Source organism: Iodobacter violaceini (assembly GCF_011601265.1).
GTDB lineage: Bacteria > Pseudomonadota > Gammaproteobacteria > Burkholderiales > Chitinibacteraceae > Iodobacter > Iodobacter violaceini.
Genome location: NZ_JAAOLX010000003.1, coordinates 486,014 through 502,872, shown reverse-complemented (window position 1 = coordinate 502,872; position 16,859 = coordinate 486,014). Strand labels below are relative to the sequence as shown.

Annotated in this window: 17 protein-coding genes, 1 rRNA gene and 1 riboswitch; of the genes, 7 read left to right on the top strand and 11 right to left on the bottom strand. The window is 54.0% G+C overall.

The genetic code is table 11. The features are described 5' to 3' along the window. Nucleotides 1-6: 6 nt before the first annotated feature. Nucleotides 7-120 (top strand): 5S ribosomal RNA (gene rrf / locus HA050_RS08355). A gap of 134 nt (nt 121-254) precedes the next feature. On the opposite strand, the gene HA050_RS08350 is transcribed toward rrf, so the two are convergent. From HA050_RS08350 to HA050_RS08300, 11 genes are all read right to left on the bottom strand, one after another. Continuing rightward, on the bottom strand, nt 255-1,694 hold the full coding sequence (locus tag HA050_RS08350) for a cobyric acid synthase (protein ID WP_205836347.1): 1,440 nt from the start codon (nt 1,692-1,694) through the stop codon (nt 255-257). Nucleotides 1,695-1,852: 158 nt separating this feature from the next. After that, the gene (locus HA050_RS08345; protein ID WP_166824487.1) at nt 1,853-2,623 is read right to left on the bottom strand and encodes an ABC transporter ATP-binding protein; all 771 of its coding nucleotides are present in this window, start codon (nt 2,621-2,623) and stop codon (nt 1,853-1,855) included. Beyond that, nucleotides 2,620-3,609: a FecCD family ABC transporter permease gene (locus tag HA050_RS08340; protein WP_166824484.1), complete on the bottom strand. Its 990-nt coding sequence runs from the start codon at nt 3,607-3,609 to the stop codon at nt 2,620-2,622. Before HA050_RS08340 ends, HA050_RS08345 begins: the two co-directional genes overlap by 4 nt. Nucleotides 3,610-3,986: 377 nt before the next feature. After that, nucleotides 3,987-4,850 carry a cobalamin-binding protein gene (locus HA050_RS08335; protein ID WP_166824481.1) on the bottom strand — a complete coding sequence of 288 codons (864 nt, stop codon included), beginning with the start codon at nt 4,848-4,850 and terminating at the stop codon, nt 3,987-3,989. Beyond that, a complete protein-coding gene (locus tag HA050_RS08330) occupies nt 4,847-6,130 on the bottom strand; it encodes a cobyrinic acid a,c-diamide synthase CobB (RefSeq protein WP_166824478.1) in 1,284 nt (427 codons plus the stop codon). Before HA050_RS08330 ends, HA050_RS08335 begins: the two co-directional genes overlap by 4 nt. Further along, nucleotides 6,124-6,726: a cob(I)yrinic acid a,c-diamide adenosyltransferase gene (cobO, locus tag HA050_RS08325; RefSeq protein WP_166824475.1), complete on the bottom strand. Its 603-nt coding sequence runs from the start codon at nt 6,724-6,726 to the stop codon at nt 6,124-6,126. Before cobO ends, HA050_RS08330 begins: the two co-directional genes overlap by 7 nt. Nucleotides 6,727-7,118: 392 nt before the next feature. Next, nucleotides 7,119-7,922, bottom strand: a complete 804-nt coding sequence (locus tag HA050_RS08320) for an ABC transporter substrate-binding protein (protein WP_166824472.1) — start codon at nt 7,920-7,922, stop codon at nt 7,119-7,121. Nucleotides 7,923-7,924: 2 nt separating this feature from the next. After that, entirely contained in the window at nt 7,925-8,941 is a 1,017-nt protein-coding gene (gene cobD, locus HA050_RS08315; protein ID WP_166824469.1) for a threonine-phosphate decarboxylase CobD, read from the bottom strand. Continuing rightward, complete coding sequence (cbiB, locus tag HA050_RS08310) at nt 8,929-9,876, bottom strand: adenosylcobinamide-phosphate synthase CbiB (RefSeq protein WP_166824466.1); 948 nt, start codon at nt 9,874-9,876, stop codon at nt 8,929-8,931. Before cbiB ends, cobD begins: the two co-directional genes overlap by 13 nt. Beyond that, nucleotides 9,876-10,388 (bottom strand): bifunctional adenosylcobinamide kinase/adenosylcobinamide-phosphate guanylyltransferase, encoded by a 513-nt coding sequence (gene cobU, locus HA050_RS08305; protein WP_166824463.1) that lies wholly within the window; start codon nt 10,386-10,388, stop codon nt 9,876-9,878. Before cobU ends, cbiB begins: the two co-directional genes overlap by 1 nt. Further along, nucleotides 10,385-12,271: a TonB-dependent receptor domain-containing protein gene (locus HA050_RS08300; RefSeq protein WP_166824460.1), complete on the bottom strand. Its 1,887-nt coding sequence runs from the start codon at nt 12,269-12,271 to the stop codon at nt 10,385-10,387. Before HA050_RS08300 ends, cobU begins: the two co-directional genes overlap by 4 nt. A 134-nt stretch (nt 12,272-12,405) precedes the next feature. Further along, a riboswitch (cobalamin riboswitch) is annotated at nt 12,406-12,619 on the bottom strand. Between the two features lie 426 nt (nt 12,620-13,045). On the opposite strand from HA050_RS08300, the gene eutS reads away from it, so the two are divergent. From eutS to eutM, 6 genes are read left to right on the top strand one after another with little or no spacing between them, the layout of a single operon-like run. After that, complete coding sequence (eutS, locus tag HA050_RS08295) at nt 13,046-13,381, top strand: ethanolamine utilization microcompartment protein EutS (RefSeq protein WP_166824457.1); 336 nt, start codon at nt 13,046-13,048, stop codon at nt 13,379-13,381. After that, nucleotides 13,381-13,866 carry a EutP/PduV family microcompartment system protein gene (locus tag HA050_RS08290; RefSeq protein ID WP_166824454.1) on the top strand — a complete coding sequence of 162 codons (486 nt, stop codon included), beginning with the start codon at nt 13,381-13,383 and terminating at the stop codon, nt 13,864-13,866. Before eutS ends, HA050_RS08290 begins: the two co-directional genes overlap by 1 nt. Continuing rightward, complete coding sequence (gene eutQ / locus HA050_RS08285) at nt 13,863-14,597, top strand: ethanolamine utilization acetate kinase EutQ (RefSeq protein WP_166824451.1); 735 nt, start codon at nt 13,863-13,865, stop codon at nt 14,595-14,597. The genes HA050_RS08290 and eutQ overlap by 4 nt, the downstream gene beginning before the upstream one ends. A 12-nt stretch (nt 14,598-14,609) precedes the next feature. Beyond that, nucleotides 14,610-15,428 (top strand): ethanolamine utilization cob(I)yrinic acid a,c-diamide adenosyltransferase EutT, encoded by an 819-nt coding sequence (gene eutT, locus HA050_RS08280; RefSeq protein WP_166824449.1) that lies wholly within the window; start codon nt 14,610-14,612, stop codon nt 15,426-15,428. Then, a complete protein-coding gene (pta, locus tag HA050_RS08275) occupies nt 15,428-16,456 on the top strand; it encodes a phosphate acetyltransferase (protein WP_166824447.1) in 1,029 nt (342 codons plus the stop codon). The genes eutT and pta overlap by 1 nt, the downstream gene beginning before the upstream one ends. Nucleotides 16,457-16,493: 37 nt before the next feature. Beyond that, complete coding sequence (gene eutM / locus HA050_RS08270; RefSeq protein WP_099397816.1) at nt 16,494-16,784, top strand: ethanolamine utilization microcompartment protein EutM; 291 nt, start codon at nt 16,494-16,496, stop codon at nt 16,782-16,784. Nucleotides 16,785-16,859: the final 75 nt, after the last annotated feature.

Sequence of the window (16,859 nt, the reverse complement as noted above, 5' to 3'; positions counted from 1 at the left end):
TTAAAGTCTGGCGACCATAGCGAGGTGGTCCCACTCCTTCCCATCCCGAACAGGACAGTGAAACACCTTAGCGCCGATGATAGTGCAGATTACCTGTGTGAAAGTAGGTCATTGCCAGACACCCTAAAGCAGTAAACAAGACCCCCGTACTCGAAAGAGGCGGGGGTTTTGCTTTGCGCGGAAGAAATGGAGCAGCAACTGGCAGTGGGGTTGCTTGTTGGGTTACGCGATAAAGCAGCTAACCCAACCTGCGTTTATCTTAAGCCGGCTTGTTTGGCTTTTTCCCAGTCTATAGCTTGCTCCAGGGCATCGCTCAGGCGGTCTATTTCTTGCTCCAGCAGCTGTTGGTGGTTGACGACTTCTGCGACCTGGTGGCCTGCCCACGCAAGTAATGATTTTAATGCTGCGCTGGAATCAAATAAGCCGTGCAGGTAGCAGCCAAGTACTTGATCTGTGATGATCCCGTCGTGTTTATGGGCGTATTTAATCAGCGGAATGGCGGCTGAATCGAGGATTTGGGTTTCGCCATGATGGATTTCGTAGCCTGTTACGGCTTCACTGCTCGCAATGAGTTGCCCGGATAAATTGCACAGCTGTTTGTCTTGTTCCAGTGATGTGGCAATAGGCAGCCAGCCTAGTCCTTTAGAATCTCCTGCCTCGCCTTCCAGCCCGAGTGGATCGGCGATGGTTTGGCCTAGCATTTGATAGCCACCACAAATACCGATGACTTTGCCGCCAAAGCGCAGGTGTTTTTCGATTTGCTTATCCCAACCTTGCTGGCGCAGCCATGCCAGATCGCCACGAGTGTTTTTGCTGCCGGGGATGATGAGCAGATCGGCCGCGGGCAAGGGCCGATTGGGCGTGGCGTAGCTGCAATCAACGCCCGAAATACGGCGCAGCGGGTCGAAATCGGTGTGATTGGAAATATGCGGCAGGGTGGCGATGACGATTTTGAATTCGCCGCCATTGCCTGGGCTGCGGGGCACTGCATCTTCAGCTGCGATATCGAGGCTATGCAAATAGGGTACGACTGCGATAACAGGCTTGCCGGTTTTTTCTTCCAGCCAGTCGATTCCGCCTTGTAACAGACTTAAGTCTCCGCGAAAACGGTTGATGATAAAGCCGGTAATTCTGGCTTGCTCTGATGCTGACAGACAAGCAAGTGTGCCAACAAAGTGAGCAAATACACCGCCCCGGTCGATATCGGCAACCAGCCATACCGGGCAATCGGCTTCTTCGGCAAAGCCCATATTGGCAATATCGCCTGCGCGTAAATTGACCTCGGCAGGGCTGCCCGCACCTTCAACAATCACCCATTCGTACTGCTCTTTTAAGCGCCCCCATGATTCAAACACGGCTTTTTTGGCTGTTTGCTTATAGGCGTGGTAATCCACCGCATCTAAGTTGCCGATGCTTTTACCTTGAATAATGACTTGGGCACGGCAATCGCTGGAAGGCTTGAGGAGTACGGGGTTGAAATCGGTATGCGGGGCGATGCCTGCGGCAACGGCTTGCATGGCTTGAGCACGGCCAATTTCGCCTGCATCGCTGGTGACTGCGCTATTGAGCGCCATATTTTGTGGTTTAAACGGTGCAACTTTAATGCCCCGGCGCAAGAGAATGCGGCAGAGCGCGGCAACGATGGTGGTCTTGCCTGCATCAGAGGTGCAGCCTTGAATCATAAGAGTGGGCATGGTTTTGCCTTGTGCAAGATTGGGAGTTAGAAATGCTCAAACCAAAGATCTGTAGACACAGAGAACAGGGAGATTAAAAGCTGAATACGGAGAAAACCTTGGAGGCCAATTGTTTTTCTCCGTGAAACTCCGTGTTTTCAGTGGTTCAATATTGGGGTTTAACGGGGCAGAGGGATAAACCACTCTTGCCCTTCGATGCTGGCGCTGCGTATTTCGGTGCGGTAGAGCGAGCTGAGGTTATGGCTATTCATGATCTCTGCAGTTGGCCCTGCCAGCCATAGCCCATCACCAAACATTAGCAGCACATGGCTGGCCCATTGCCGGGCGTGGTTTGGGTCGTGGCTGATCATCAGCAAGGTTCGGCCCATTTGGTTTTCTTCGCGCAGTACCGAAAGGGCTTGTTGCTGGTGGCGCAGGTCGAGCTGGGAGAGCGGCTCATCGAGTAAAATAAGCGGCGCTTGCTGGGCCAGCGTTGCTGCAAGGCTGGCCCGGCGGCGCTCGCCGCCTGATAGCGTGGCAAGATCCCGGTGTTTCAGATGACTCAGATCAAGCCTGGCTAATTGCTCATCGGCAAGGCGCAGATCATCCTGGCTTTCCCAATCCCATGGCCCTTGGTGCGGATGGCGGCCGCTGAGTACTTTTTCAATAACGGAGAGTGGAAAAGGGCAGTCATCCTGCTGGCTAAGCCAAGCGATCTCTTTGGCCCGCTCATGGCCCGCCCATTCTTTTAATGGCCGCTGATTGAGCAGGATCTTGCCTGCCGCAGGCTTGAGCCATGAGGCTAATGTGGCGAGTAAAGTGCTTTTGCCGCAGCCGTTTTCTCCCAGAATAAGCCAGCTCTCACCCTTGCTGATTTCAAGATTTAAGTCTTTGCAGAGCAGGCGCTCACCCTGTTGAACAGCTATGGAGCGAAGAGATAAATGGCTCATCGTGCGGCTCCCCGGTGTTGCAACAGCCATAAAAATACCGGCACACCGGCCAGCGCGGTAATTACCCCGATGGGGAGTTGTTGTGGGGCAAGGATAATGCGCGAAGCGATATCGGCGGCGAGCAAGACTGTGCCTCCAGTGAGCGCCACGGCGGGCAAGAGCAGGCGTTGATCGTGGCCTAAAACCAGCCGCAAGGCGTGCGGAACGATCAGGCCGATAAAACCGATCATCCCTGCTGTGGTCACCGCAATGGCGGTTGCAGCGGCAGCAACAAAGTAAAGCAGCCATTGCAATTTACGTGTATTGGCCCCCAGTGCATGGGCGGTTTGTGCGCCCTGGCTAAGCACATTCAGCTGCCGTGCCAGTGGCCAGACGAGTAAAAGCAGCACTACCAGCAGCGGCAAAGCGAGCTGCCAGCGTGCTCCGGCCAAATCACCCAACATCCAGAACACCATGCCGCGCAAGAGGCCATCGGGAGCAAGGCTGAGTAATAAGCTGGAAAGAGCCCCACAGAAAGAAGCAATCGCCACCCCGGTTAAGAGCAATCGTGCCTGGCTGCTGGATTGATCTTTGCGCGCTAAGATAAACACCAGCGTAATACTGAGCAGGGCTCCGCAGCAGGCTGAGAAGTTGACGGTGCCGGCTCCCGCGCCCAAGAGCAGCGCCAGCAAGGCCCCGACGCTGGCCCCACCTGAGGTGCCGAGGATATAAGGATCAGCAAGCGGGTTTCTGAGTAAAACCTGCTGCAATGCACCGGCCAGCGCAAGTAAACCACCCACGGCGATGGCCGCCAAAGTGCGTGGCAGGCGCAGCTCAAGCACCACATCGCGAGCCAGCGCAGCATCTGGCCCGTTGCCCAGTAATTGCCAAGGGCGATAGCTGGTACTGCCAAAGCAGAGGCTAAGGATAACGGTGGTCAATAACAGGCCGCTTAGCACAAGCAGCGTAAGGATGAGTCTGGCCGGGGTAAGGCGGGAATGCTTCATTATAAGTAACTCTGGCAGGGGGTTAGCCCTTTAAAAAAGGTTTGCAGACACAGAGATGAATTGAGATCACAGAGCATAAACCAGGGAAATAAATTAGGAACGGCGTTAGCCGCGAGTTCCCTGTAGATCAGTGCAATATTCGCGAGTTTACATTTAGGAATATTTCCAATATTAAGCGGTGTAATCCAACGTGCACTGGTGCAAAAAACGTTGGGTTACGCGATATCGCTGAGCGAGATAAATCTCGCACGCAGACCGGCTAACCCAATCTGCAAAAACGCGTAATTCGGGAAGTCATTTGTTATGTCTCTTAGCTTCTTCCCTGTGTGCTCTGTGTTCTTTCTGTTTTCTGTGTCTGCAGGCTTTGTTTCAATGTTTTAACGCGCTTTATCGATCGCTTCGCAGAGTTTCTCTGTGCCTTCTACTAGTCTTGGTCCCATGCGGCTGAGCAGGTCTTTGGGCAGTATGTAGAGGTGTTTATTGGCTTTCAGATTGGGCCAGCGTTTCCAGCGATTCAGCCCGCTGTCTTTTTTGCCCGGCTCGCCGCTGGTGATGATCACATCCGGATTGGCGGCGAGTACCGCTTCATCATCGATGGTGGGCACCAGTGCAGGCAGGCCGGCAAAGACATTGACGCCGCCACAAAGGCGCATGGCATCAGTAGTAATTTGCTCGCGGTTAATTGTCATCAAGGGCCTGTCCCATACCTGATAAAAAACTCGCACTGGCTTTCTGCCCGCGTATTTTTTCTCAAGTGCGGCAAGGCTGTTGCGGTATTTGCTGGCGGCTGCCTGAGCTTCGCCCTCTTTGGCGGTTAATACGCCTAAACGTTCCATCACCGTGGGTACGTCTTCCAGTTTTTTAGAAAAGGTATAAAAAACCGGCAAACCCAGCGTTTCGATTTGTGTCAGCTGCTTGGCGGGGTTGCCACTTTGCCATGCCACGATCAGATCCGGCTTTAAGGCGCGGATGCGTTCCAGATCAAAGCCGTTATAGCCGCCGATACGCTCGATTTTATTGGCTTCTGGCGGGTAGTCGCTGTAACTCACCGCGCCAACAATCAGCTTGCCTGCGCCGATGGCAAACAAGTCTTCGGTGGCGTGCGGGGCAAGGCTGATGATGCGTTGCGCGGGTTTGGCTAAGGTAATTTCCTGGCCTCGATCGTCTTTTACACTGACGCTGGCGATGGCGGCATGGGCCAGTAGTAAGCTTGCAAAGGCTGCATAGCGGATGTGTTTCATGCTGTAGTTCCAAAAAGAGCCGCGCTGGCAGCGGGGTTACTCATCATCCAGGCATGCACATAGCTGGCGGTGAGGCTGCCCTGGCGATAGATTGCTTCACCCTGACTGCCAAGGCGACAAGGCGTGGCATGGGCCAGCGGCTGCTGCGTGCTTTCTAATGTTGAGAAGTGAAAAGTATGGCCGCGTAATTCGCCCGCGCCTAAGTCGAAGGCTTGCATGCCAAGGGCCGAAAGGCGTTTTTGCATGGTCGCTGTGGCGTCTAAAATCCCCCACATTTTATGCGAGGTGCCATCGCTGAGTTTTAACGATGAGCAAAGCGCCAGCATGCCGCCGCATTCTGCAAAAACCGGTTTATCTGTGGCGAGCCAGTGGCGTAAATCGGCGGTGATGCTGGGATGAGCCGCGAGTGTGGCCGCGTGTAGTTCCGGATACCCGCCGGGTAAGTAGAGTGCGTCGGCATCCGGCAGGGCTTCATGGGCGAGCGGTGAGAAAAACACCAGCTCCGCGCCCATTTCGCTCAGGCAAGTTAAATTGGCCGGGTAAATAAAACAAAATGCCGAATCGCGGGCGATGGCGATGCGTTTGCCTGCAAGCAGCGGTGCTAATGCAGGGCGTGCAGAGCTGCTGTAATCGATGACTGGCGGCAAAGCTGCAACGGGCTGGCTGGCTAAGGCATCGGCCAGTGCGTCGAGTTTTTGCGCCAGATCGGGGATTTCATTGGGCAGCACCAGGCCCAAATGTCGCTCTGGCAGGGCTCCATGTTTACCCAGCCAGCCTTGCCAATGCTCAGTTTTAGCCGATTCTTGCAACATTTGTGCGTGGCGATCGCCTGCTACTTTATTCGCCAGCACGCCATAAAATGGCAGATCGCTTTTATAGTGCGCCAGCCCGAAAGCCAGTGCGCCAAAGGTTTGCGCCATAGCGCTGGCGTCGATAATGGCCAGTACCGGCAGACCTAAGCGGGTGGCCAGCCCGGCAGCGGAAGGCTCACCATCAAAGAGGCCCATCACCGCTTCGATCAGGATGACATCGGCGTCTTGTGCCGCATCGGCCAGCATCTGACGGCATAAATCCTCGCCTACCATCCATAAATCCAGATTATCTACTGGAGCGCCGCTGGCGTAGCTGAGTATGAGCGGGTCGAGAAAATCCGGCCCACATTTAAACACCCGCACCTTTCGGCCCAGGCGGCGATGATGCCAGGCAAGGGCTGCCGTGATAGTGGTTTTGCCGCTGCCCGAAGAAGGCGCTGCAATCAGCAGGGTGGCGGCGCTTACCATTCCAAACCCTTTTGCGCCCTGATGCCTGCTTTATATGCGTGTTTTTCGTCGGCCAGTACCGTTACGGTATCGGCGATCTCGTGTAATTCTTTGACAGCGGCGCGGCCGGTGACCACTACGTGCTGCATTTCCGGGCGGGATTCGATGTCTTTAATGATGATGTCTTTATCCAGATAGTTGTAGCTGAGGCAGTAGGTCAGCTCATCCAGGACTACCACGTCGTAGCTGGCGTCGTTCAGCATGCGCGCGGCGATGGCCCAGGCTTGTTCGGATTTAAGTTTATCGGCTTCAAAATTTTGCGTTTCCCAAGTAAAGCCATCGCCCATCACATGCCATTCGCAATGCTTGCCAAGCAGGGCTTCTTCGCCGGTATCGGTACGGTTTTTAATAAATTGCACCACGCCCACTTTTAGCCCGTGGCCGACGGCGCGCGCCACCATGCCAAAGGCAGAAGATGATTTACCTTTGCCATTGCCGGTGAGCAAAATCATGATGCCGGTGTCGATATTGGCTTCGGCGATATGCGCGTCGATGACGGCTTTTTTGCGTGCCATACGGGCGGCGTGGCGGGCATTGCGTTCGGTGTTGATAGTCATGTGAGGCTCCAGTTTTGGGGCTTGTTATGTTTATTTATGTGCCTGCGGCACGGTGTTTTGGTGCGGGATCCCCCGCGTGGGCCTTCCTTTCTTGCTTCGCCAAGAAACGAAGCCAAAGAAGGCGCCCCCTAAAACACGAAATCCCCTCGCTGTGGACAATCGAGGTGGCGTCAATTCAACTCGCTTCGCTCAAACACGAATTGACGACGGCCCCACCCCGCTTGTTCCTCGCTCGGCGTGTTTTCAGGAGGGGTAAAAGCCCCGTGCTAAGAGCGCAGAACTTACATCTTCTCTTGGTGTGCTACGCAAAAAGCAAATTACTTAGTACCGCTGAAGTCTTAAAGGATTACTTAATATCGGTTCTTTCCGTGAAACTCCGTGTTCTCCGTGTTTCAAGAAGTGGGTTTTATATGCAACTGCCAATCCGCAATCATTTTCTGAATTTGCCCTAAGCCATCCCGAATCGCGGCGATGCCGGGGACGAGGAGGTCGTGGCTGGCTATTTCGAATAGCTGCTTATTGGCAACAGCGGGGATGGACTGCCAGTTTGGTCTGGCCCGCACAGCATCGGCATCGAAAGCTTGGCCGCACCAGCTGCCGATGATGATATCCGGCTGTGCTGCAATGATTTGCTCAGGGCTAACGGTGCGATCTTTGGCGCGTGTTGCGTGAGATAGCGCGCTAAAAATATCGTCGCCACCGGCAATCTCGATGAGCTCAGAAACCCAGCGGATGCCGGTGTAGAGCGGGTCGTGCCATTCTTCAAAATAGACTTTAGGCCGCGATTTATAGCAGGCGGCTTGGGTGCGGGCGGTGTCGATCTGGGCTTGCAGATCCGCAATCAGCGCCGTGGCGGCGGGCTGGCAATCGAGCAGGCGGCCCAGCGTGTCTATCATATTGAAAATGCCAGCCAGGCTTTTTTGGTTAAAAAAGTGCACTTCCAAACCGGCCAAAACGCATTCTTTGACCATCTCGCCTTGCAGGCTGGAATACGCCAGCACCAGATCAGGCTCTACCGCGAGGATTTTCTCGACTTTGGCGCTGGAAAAGCCACAAATAATAGGGTGCTGTTTGGTTACGCCTTCCGGGTGACGCGAAAAAGCGCTGATGCCCGCGATGCGATGCTGCTGGCCGAGGGCGTATAAAACATCAACGGTTTCGCTGGAAAGACAGGCGATTTTTGTGGGGGTGTTCATGTTTAATCCTTGTTGCACAATGCCGTCATTAATCGGGTTTTAAATTGTGCTTGCTGATGCTCTGCCACCGGCCCAAAGCGCAGGCCCTGGTGATTGTATTGATCGAACAGGCGGCACCATATTTTTTGTTTAGCGAGTTGGCGATGCAATGCTTTGGCATCGGGCGCGGGGCACCAGAGCAGCAGCGGCAGGCTGCCGCCAGGCGTTAAACCTGCCTCGCTCAGCGTAGCGATCATCCACGCCTGATTGGCCAGCAAACGCTGTTGTTGCGCAGCTTGCCAGGCTGTATCGTTTAAGGCGATTTGTCCTGCCCATAGTGCCGGGCCGCTGATATGCCAGGGGCCGAGCGCTTGTTTTATTTCTTCTAAAAGCCGCTTTTCGCAGGCGATAAAGCCCAGACGAATGCCCGCAAGGCCAAAGAATTTACCTATGGAGCGCAGAATAATCAGCCCTGTTTTGCCTGCGTGTGGCAGCAGGCTCTTTGCCGGGGCGCAATCGGCAAAGGCTTCGTCTACAAGCAACCAGCCGCCGGGAGCAGTCAGTTTCTGATGCCAGGCGAGCAGGGTGGCGGCGCTGTGTTGCTGGCCGCTGGGGTTGTTTGGATTGACCACGATCAGCACATCAATGGAGCTGCTTTCTAAGTATTCATCCACTTGCTCGCTGCTGATTGCGATAACCTCATGCCCAGCCTGTTGCCATTGCCAATGATGCTCAGCATAGGTGGGGCTGATGATGGCAACGCGGCAAGCAGGGCGTAGTTTGGGTAGCAGGGCGATGCCAATCTGGCTGCCCGCCAGGGGCAGCAGGTGCTCGCAGCCGTAATACTTTTGCGCCGCAACCAGCAGGGCGTGATCTTGGTCAGGCAGACGTTGCCAGATGTGATCGGGCACGGCAGGCAAGGGATAGGCCCAAGGGGCAATGCCGCTGGAGCAGTCGATCCAGTCGGCTAAATCCCCTCCAAAGGCCGCCATTGCACGCTGGAGATCGCCGCCGTGCTGGGGCTGATTTACAGTATCCACAGCGCACCTCCTGATAAAAGAATGATCCACAGGGCAAGCGTTTTTTGCACCAGCACTATCCCGCGCTGCAAATCATGGGCGCTTGGTAAGGGGCCGCAGCCCAGTTGCGGACGGGTGTGGATTTCGCCGTGATACGTTGCCTTGCCGCCCAAAGAAACGTGCAAAGCGCCCGCGCCGCTTGCCATTACCGGGCCGGCATTGGGGCTGTCCCAGAGTGGTGCCTGGCTTTGCCAGCAGGAAAACGCGCTGCGGCTATGGCCAAGCAGAGCGTAGCTGAGTGCGGTAAGGCGGGCGGGGATAAAGTTGAGTACATCGTCGGCCCTTGCGGCGATGCGGCCAAAGTGAAATAAACGTGCGGTTTTATAGCCCCACATGGCGTCCAGCGTATTGGCAAGGCGGTGCAGTAAAGCGCCATAGCCACCAAACAGTGCAAAGAAAAACAGGCTGGCAAAAATGGCATCTGCGCCGTTTTCTAAGGTGGATTCAAGGCCCGCTTTGGCAATGCCGGTGTCGTCCAGGTCTGTGCAATTGCGGCTGACAATGCGGCTTACTGCAAGCCGGGCAGTGTTTAAGTCGCCAGCGCTTAATGGCCTGGCGATGGCCCGCACATGCTCAAACAGGCTGCGTGCGCCAAGGGCAAACCACAGCGCCAAAGCGTCGGCCCACCAGCCTGTCAAATGTTTTAGCAGGGTAAAGGCGGCTAGCGATGAGCCTGTGAGTAAGAGCCACGCCAGCGCACCGCGCAAGATATTGTGCTCATTGGATTGGCTTGCTATTTGCGAAAGATGAGCCAGATTAAAGCGCCGCTCCAGCCAGGACGCCAGCCAGCCAAAGCCCACCAGCGGATGAAAGCGCTTAGGCTCGCCTAAGCAAATCTCCAGCAGCAGGCCAAGGGCGAAGGCGGGCAGCCAGTGGGTTGGGCTAAGGATGAGCATCAGCTGCGCTTCACCGGCATAGGGATTCCGGCGACTACCAGCGTGACATTTGCGGCCTGTTTGGCGATATCCTGATGCAGACGGCCAGCCTCGTCGCGGAATAGTCTGGCCAGGGCATTATCCGGCACGATGCCAAAGCCCACTTCATTGCTCACCAATAACAGCGTGCCGCGATGTGCCGCTGCTGCAGCGATAAAGGCCTGCTTTTCTTGCGCCCAGCCTGCCAGATCATCCTTGCACAGCCAGTTGGAAACCCAGAGCGTCAGGCAGTCAATCACACAAAATTGATCCTGGCTTTGGGTGAGTGCCGCGGCCAGCTGCAAGGGGGCTTCCAGCGTTTGCCAGTGCGCGGGGCGTTCAGCCTTGTGCCGGATAATGCGCTCCTGCATTTCCTCGTCAAAAGCCTGAGCGGTGGCCAGCCAAAACACCGGCCCGTCATGGGTCAGCGCTTTGGCCAGCGCGTAGCTGCTTTTGCCGCTACGCGCTCCGCCTAAAATGAGCTCGGTGCTCATTGTTGCCAGCGCAGGTTCAGCATGGCATTACGGCCCAGCGTACCGTAATCCTTAACTTGCTCGTATTCCTGATCAAAGAGGTTATTAACACGCGCTTGCAAAGACCAGTCTTTATTGATTTTCCAGCTGGCAGAGAGGTTAGTCAGGGCATATCCCGCCAGCTCTTTTTGATTAGCAGGGTCATCAAAGCGATGCCCTTGGGCTTGAATTTCAGTGCGCAGCGTCCAGGTATCTAAGGCCATGCCTGCATAGATCAGGCCTGAGTGCCTGGCGCGGCGGGCCAGTCGGTTGCCGTGGTTGGCTCCTGCTGATTCATCACTTGCATCTAAATAATCGTAGCTAAAGCCTGCTAAGTAATCGCCTTGTTGCCAATCACTGGTGAGCGTGATGCCGCGAAGCTGCGCTTCTCCCACATTCATCGGCTGAGAAAAATAAGGGCGGCTTTCTGCCCATTGAATCAAGTTGGTGACTTTATTGTTGTAGGCGGTTAAAGAGGCATTGATCGCGCCCGCGCTATAGCGAATAAAGAGCTCTTTATTATTGGATTCTTCAGGGCGCAAATTGGCGTTGCCACTGCTGTATGGATCTTCCGGCCAATATAAATCATTGAAAGTGGGCGCTTTGAAGGCGGTGCCTGCAGTGCCGCCTAACTGCCAATCATCATTGAGTTGCCAAGTCAAACCAGCACTGCCGGTGTTGTGCCTGCCTAATTGGGAGTTATCGTCGCTACGTGCATTTATTTGTAGCGAAACGTCGCCAAAATGCGCTAAATACCCTGCTTGCAGGCTGTTTATCCGGCGTTGATTTGTGGCATAAGCCACATCACCACTCACCTTTTGCTCTAAGGTTTCTGCCCCCAATTGAAAGGTGCCCAAGCCAGTTTTTATATCATTTAGCCAGGATAGTTGCGTTTGTTCGGTTTGGATACGACTCGTTTTATCGCTGTAATCGGTGGCCGACTGAGGGGTGAATGAGGTGTTTTTATCGCTGCTGTGGCCTAGTTTGATCAGGCTGCTCCAGTTGCTCGTCAGGCGGTTTTTGCTCCAGATATTGGCGCTGCTATTGCGTGTTTCATCCCGATAGTCATAGCTTTGTGCGACCGCTGCGTAGTTGTCATCAAATACATAACCATCCAGCTGGTTTTTCCCCCAGGCAGAAATCAGGCTGGCGCCCAGCTCATTGCCCTCGTTGATTTTATGAGTAAGAGAAAAAGACAGGCTGTTGTTTTCGTAGCCATCATCATCAGGATAAAAGCCGGGATTGCTGCTGTTTTTAATGGCGCTGATGCCATCTGTTTTTGAGTGGGCCAAATTCAGCGCGTAGCGGGTGTTGTCATTGCCGCCTGCAATTCCCGCTTTAGCTTCTACGCTGTTTTGGCTGCCGTAGCCGATCTCGGCCGAAGGGTGAAAGCCTTTTTTCCCTGTTTTGCTAAAGATTTGAATCACGCCACCGATGGCATCAGAGCCATACAGGCTGGCGGCTGGCCCGCGCAGTATTTCAATACGATCAATCTGACTCAGCGGGAAATGCTGAAATGCCGCCGCACCCAGTGTGGCCGAGCCAACACGAATCCCGTCGATTAAGACCAAAGTGTGCTGGCTATTATTGCCGCGCAAAAACACGCTGCTTGGTTTGCCTGCTCCGCCGTTGCTGGAGATTTGCAGGCCAGGTTGGCGGGCCAGCAAATCGGGCAGGCTGATGGCCGCTGATTCTTGAATGCTGGCCTGATCAATCAGGGTTACGTCACCAATTACTTCACGAGGTGATTGGGGTTGGCGTGCGGCCGTCGTGATCACAGGGGGAAGCAGGATTGTTTCGGCTTGAGCACAAAGGCTGGCGGCAAGCGTGGTCAGCATAAAGAAGGATGTACTGCGGAACAACATGATTGATCTCCTGAGCGCCATCACCCAAGAGGGGTAATGATGACAAGGAGGAGGCAGAGAGGAAACAAGGCGCAAAAGCACGATGAATCAAGCTCGCTTCGGCTACCCTGCCGCGCGTGGTTGACCTTTGCCCGGAGGGCGAAGGTTGTAAGGCCGGTCTCCGGGCTTACAAGCAGATCTGTCAATGTGAGCGCGCTCAATTTACAGATCCAATACATCACCTTCCCATCTTGCTCAGACAGTGGTTTACCCGATGTATTTTTACTTGCTTACCGTTGCAGGGGCAGCACAGGATTTAAACCTGTTTCCCGTTTTACTCTTTCGAGCACCTTAGAATGGGCGGATTGTATACCTCCTCAGCACAAATTGCCTATGTACTCAATACATGGCTGGCTGAAGGGCTTCTGTTCTGCTTATGGTTTTTGAACATAAAAGATAACGGCGATGTCATGCGGCTCGTTCCTTGTAAGTTCAGACTGCATTCTTAAAAAATGATTGACATGAGGCAAGGATTTTTGTCGGCGTTGTGTTTTAACTTGCTCACTTTTTAGCCGCTTAATTCTTAGCTCATCACCGTTCCTCCTCCCTTCTGCTTTACACATTCTGCTGGCTAATCCATTGCCTTATGGCCTTATTGTTCCCCGCTTCAGCAAAAAATGCTTCCTTTTCTGTTGTGTAAATTTGCACGTAAATTGTTGCCGATTTTTGATAGTGGCTTATTTGAGTGGCGAATTAGTATGCGGTCTGAATCAGCAATTTATACGGCAGGCTGGCATGGACAAGGAAAGGATCATTCAGGAGTTTGTACCCGGCAAGCAAGTGACGCTGGCACATTTGATTTCACATCCAACTGAAGAGCTGGCCAAAAAGATTGGCGTGCCGACGGCTGAGGCGATTGGAATCATGACGCTCACACCGGGTGAAACCGCCATGATCGCCGGTGATTTTGCCAGCAAGGCTGCCAATATTCATATCGGTTTTTTAGACCGGTTTTCTGGGGCTCTGGTGATTTACGGATCAACCGGATCGGTAGAAGAAGCCTTAAATCAAACCATTCTTGGCCTGCAACGTGTGCTTGGCTACACCATTTGCGTACAGACGCGCAGCTAATGCAGAAGACGATTCATTACGCCATGGTGGGCTCCGTTGCCGCAGGTAAATCAACCTTATTTCACGCCTTGCAGGGCGATGGGCTGGTGGCACAAAAAACCCAGGCATTGGAATTCGATGGCAAGGGCGGGGTGGATACGCCGGGCGAATTTTTTAATCATCCTCGTCTCTATAGCGCCTTGATCAATACCGTGAATGATGTGGATGTACTGGTCTACGTGCATGCCGCTAATGATATGCAGTATCGGATGCCGCCGGGTTTGCTGAGTGTATATGGCGGTAAGCGGGTGCTGGGTGTGATTAGCCAAGTTGATTTAGAAGATGCTGATCCTGATGCCGTTGAAGCCATGCTGCGTGAACACGGGTTTGTGGGCGAAATTTTCCAGGTTTCCAGTTATTGGCCTGAAACGGTGGCCGTACTGAAATCCTCTCTCATGGGTAGTACGGATAAAGACTGCCTACCGCAAGGAGTTATTAGAGTATGAAGCAATTGATCACTGCCGACGCCCTTCGTGCAGCACACGCCGAAGGTAAAACCCGAATCGAAATTACCCTGCCCGATTGCATTTTGACGGCAGAGGCGCGCATGGTTGCTGAGCGCTTAGGGGTTGAGATTATTGAAGTGCTTGCGGGTAAAACACCTGCTTCGATGGCTGGCTCTGCACCGGTGACTTCAGCCGCCACGCCTGCAACTGAGCATGAAGCCTCACTCGCGGCGATTCGCCAGGCTGTATTGGCGCAGTTGCCCGCAGGCAGCGTGCCGGAAAACGTGATTGATCAATTGGTACGTAAAGTGGCGGCAGAGCAGGCCACTGCGGCCACGGCACCGACTGCTTCGGCAGTGGCTGGCTATGAATCAATTACCTTAAAAAGCGGCATTAAGCGTGTAACAGGCAGCTCGGTAAAAATGGGCTTACTTGAAGGGGCTGGAGCGAATCAGATCGGGATTGCCGATGTGATTACCGGTGCCGACGGCAGCACGATGGCGGCTGGTTTTATGCAATGGGAAAACAGCTTTTTCCCATGGACGCTGCGTTACGACGAGATTGATATCGTGCTGGATGGCGAGCTGCATATTCGCTGCGATGGCGAAACCGCCATCGCCAAGGCTGGCGACGTGATTTTTATTCCTAAAAATTCCAGCATCGAATTTGGCACGCCTGGCAAAGTGTCCTTTTTATACGTGGCTTATCCGGCGAATTGGCAAGATTGCTAAGGAGTTTGACGCATGATGACCTTCATTACTGAAGACTGGCTGCGTGAGCACTTTGGCCGCACTACAGGCACCGAGATTCAACTTCCCGCACATGCGCGGCTGACGCCTGCGGCGCGCTCTTTAATTGAAGACCGCCATTTAGTCGTGAAGTTTATCAATGCGGACGGCAGTGTGTTTGTAGAGCAGGCCGGTGCAGATGGAAAAGTTGTCCTCGCGCCGGTGCATGTATTGACGGGCGATGCAGAGCACCACGCCGCGCATTGCGCCCTTTGCCAGCAAGTTGTTGCACGTAAATCTGCCGCGATGACGCATTTGAATGCCAGCACGATGGTGGCCAAAAATGATGAGCGTATCCGTTTACGTGGCTTACTCGATAGCACCATCGCTCTGGCGATTTGGGCACAAACAGAGTTTGATCCACAGGGCAGGCGCAAGGCGCTGGCGCATATGCTGGCCGATATCCGTTCATGGCTGGGCAATGTTTTACGTGCCGAGGTAAGTGGTGAGCCAATGCCGGCTATTTCGATGGGTGATTTAGATGAAGCGCGCATTCACTCCCTGTCGCACCAGCCATTAAAAGAGCTGGGCCACGATCATATCGTTCCTGCGCTTGAGCATGGGGCAAGCATCGCCAGGCTTAATTTACTGCGTGCGCGGATTCGTGAATGCGAAGTTCAGGCCGCAGATCTTTATATTGATCGTGATTTTGAGCTGTCCCGGCCTGATATTTTGCAAGCCCTTAACCGGCTTTCCAGTGCAGTTTATGTGCTGATGATTTTGGTGCTGCTGCAAGAAGCAGGCAAACCTTTGCCTAATTTGGGAGGCCATTGATGACTTTGTTAGACCAATGCCGCACCGCAGCCTTAGCTTGTCCTGCGCGTTTGGTATTTCCAGACAGCCTTGACGCCAGAAGTGTGCGTGCAGCGTTTTATTTAGCCGAAGCGGGTTATGCGCAGCCGGTATTACTGGGTAACCCCTTTGAAATGCGGGCGTTTTGCCATCAGGAGCATCTGCCGCTTGGGCGGGTGCCAATGATTGATCCGCAAACATCGGCCAGATTACCCGCGTATATCGCAGCCCTTGCGGAGCGTATGCCAGGCAAGAGCGAAGAAGAGTTAGCAGCATTATTGAAAGACCCTTTGTGGTTTGCCGGAGCGATGCTCATGGCGGGGGATGTGGATTGCGTGGTGGGCGGGAACTCCTCCCCAACCAGCAATGTATTGCGTGCGGCTTTACGTGTAGTGGGTTTGGCTGAAGGCAATAAAACGGTGTCGTCGATCTTTTTTATGTTGCCGCCAGATGATGGCCAGCCTTTGGTCTTTACCGATTGTGGTGTGGTGCCGCATCCAACGCCAGCACAGCTCTCTGATATTGCCATTAGCGCCGCTGATAGCTATCGGCGTGTGACGGGCTTAGAGCCGCATATTGCCATGCTGTCATTTTCGACTTTGGGCAGTGCGCGCCATGCCTCGGTGGATGCGGTGCGGGAAGCCACCCGTTTGGTGCGTGAGCGCCGGCCTGATTTAAGCGTCGATGGTGAGCTGCAATTTGATGCCGCCATGGTGCCGGAAGTCGCTGCGCAAAAAGCCAAAGACAGCCCGGTGGCCGGGCGTGCCAATGTGCTGGTTTTTCCAAGCTTAGAAGCAGGCAATATTGGCTACAAAATTGCCCAGCGTATGGGCGCATATACGGCACTAGGCCCAATGATTCAGGGGCTGTGCCTGCCTTACCACGATTTGTCGCGTGGCTGTACCGCTGAAGATATGGTGCAAGTCAGCCTGCTGGCAATGAAGATGGCCCCATCGGGTGACGCACGATCACAGCCAGATTTGGCCGTGGCCGGGCTGACCCGAAGTTAATTTGTTTTAGATTTAACCACCCTTAAGGAGTTTGAAAATGGAAGCACTTGGCATGATTGAAACACGCGGTATGGTCGCTCTGATTGAAGCTTCCGATGCGATGGTAAAGGCGGCCCGTGTAAAGCTGGTCGGTGTGAAAAGCATCGGTGGCGGCTTAGTGACGGCCATGGTTCGTGGTGATGTTGCGGCATGTAAAGCGGCTACAGATGCAGGTGCAGCAGCGGCTCAGCGTATTGGTGAGTTAGTTTCTGTACACGTTATTCCACGTCCGCATTCTGATTTGGAAGATGTTTTTCCAATCAAGATGGATAGCAAGGATTTCGACTGATCTGGTAGTACCCCTGCCGGTGCGCTGAGGCGCGTCGGCTCACCTTGCTGTTGATTTCCCTCTGAATTCTGGAAA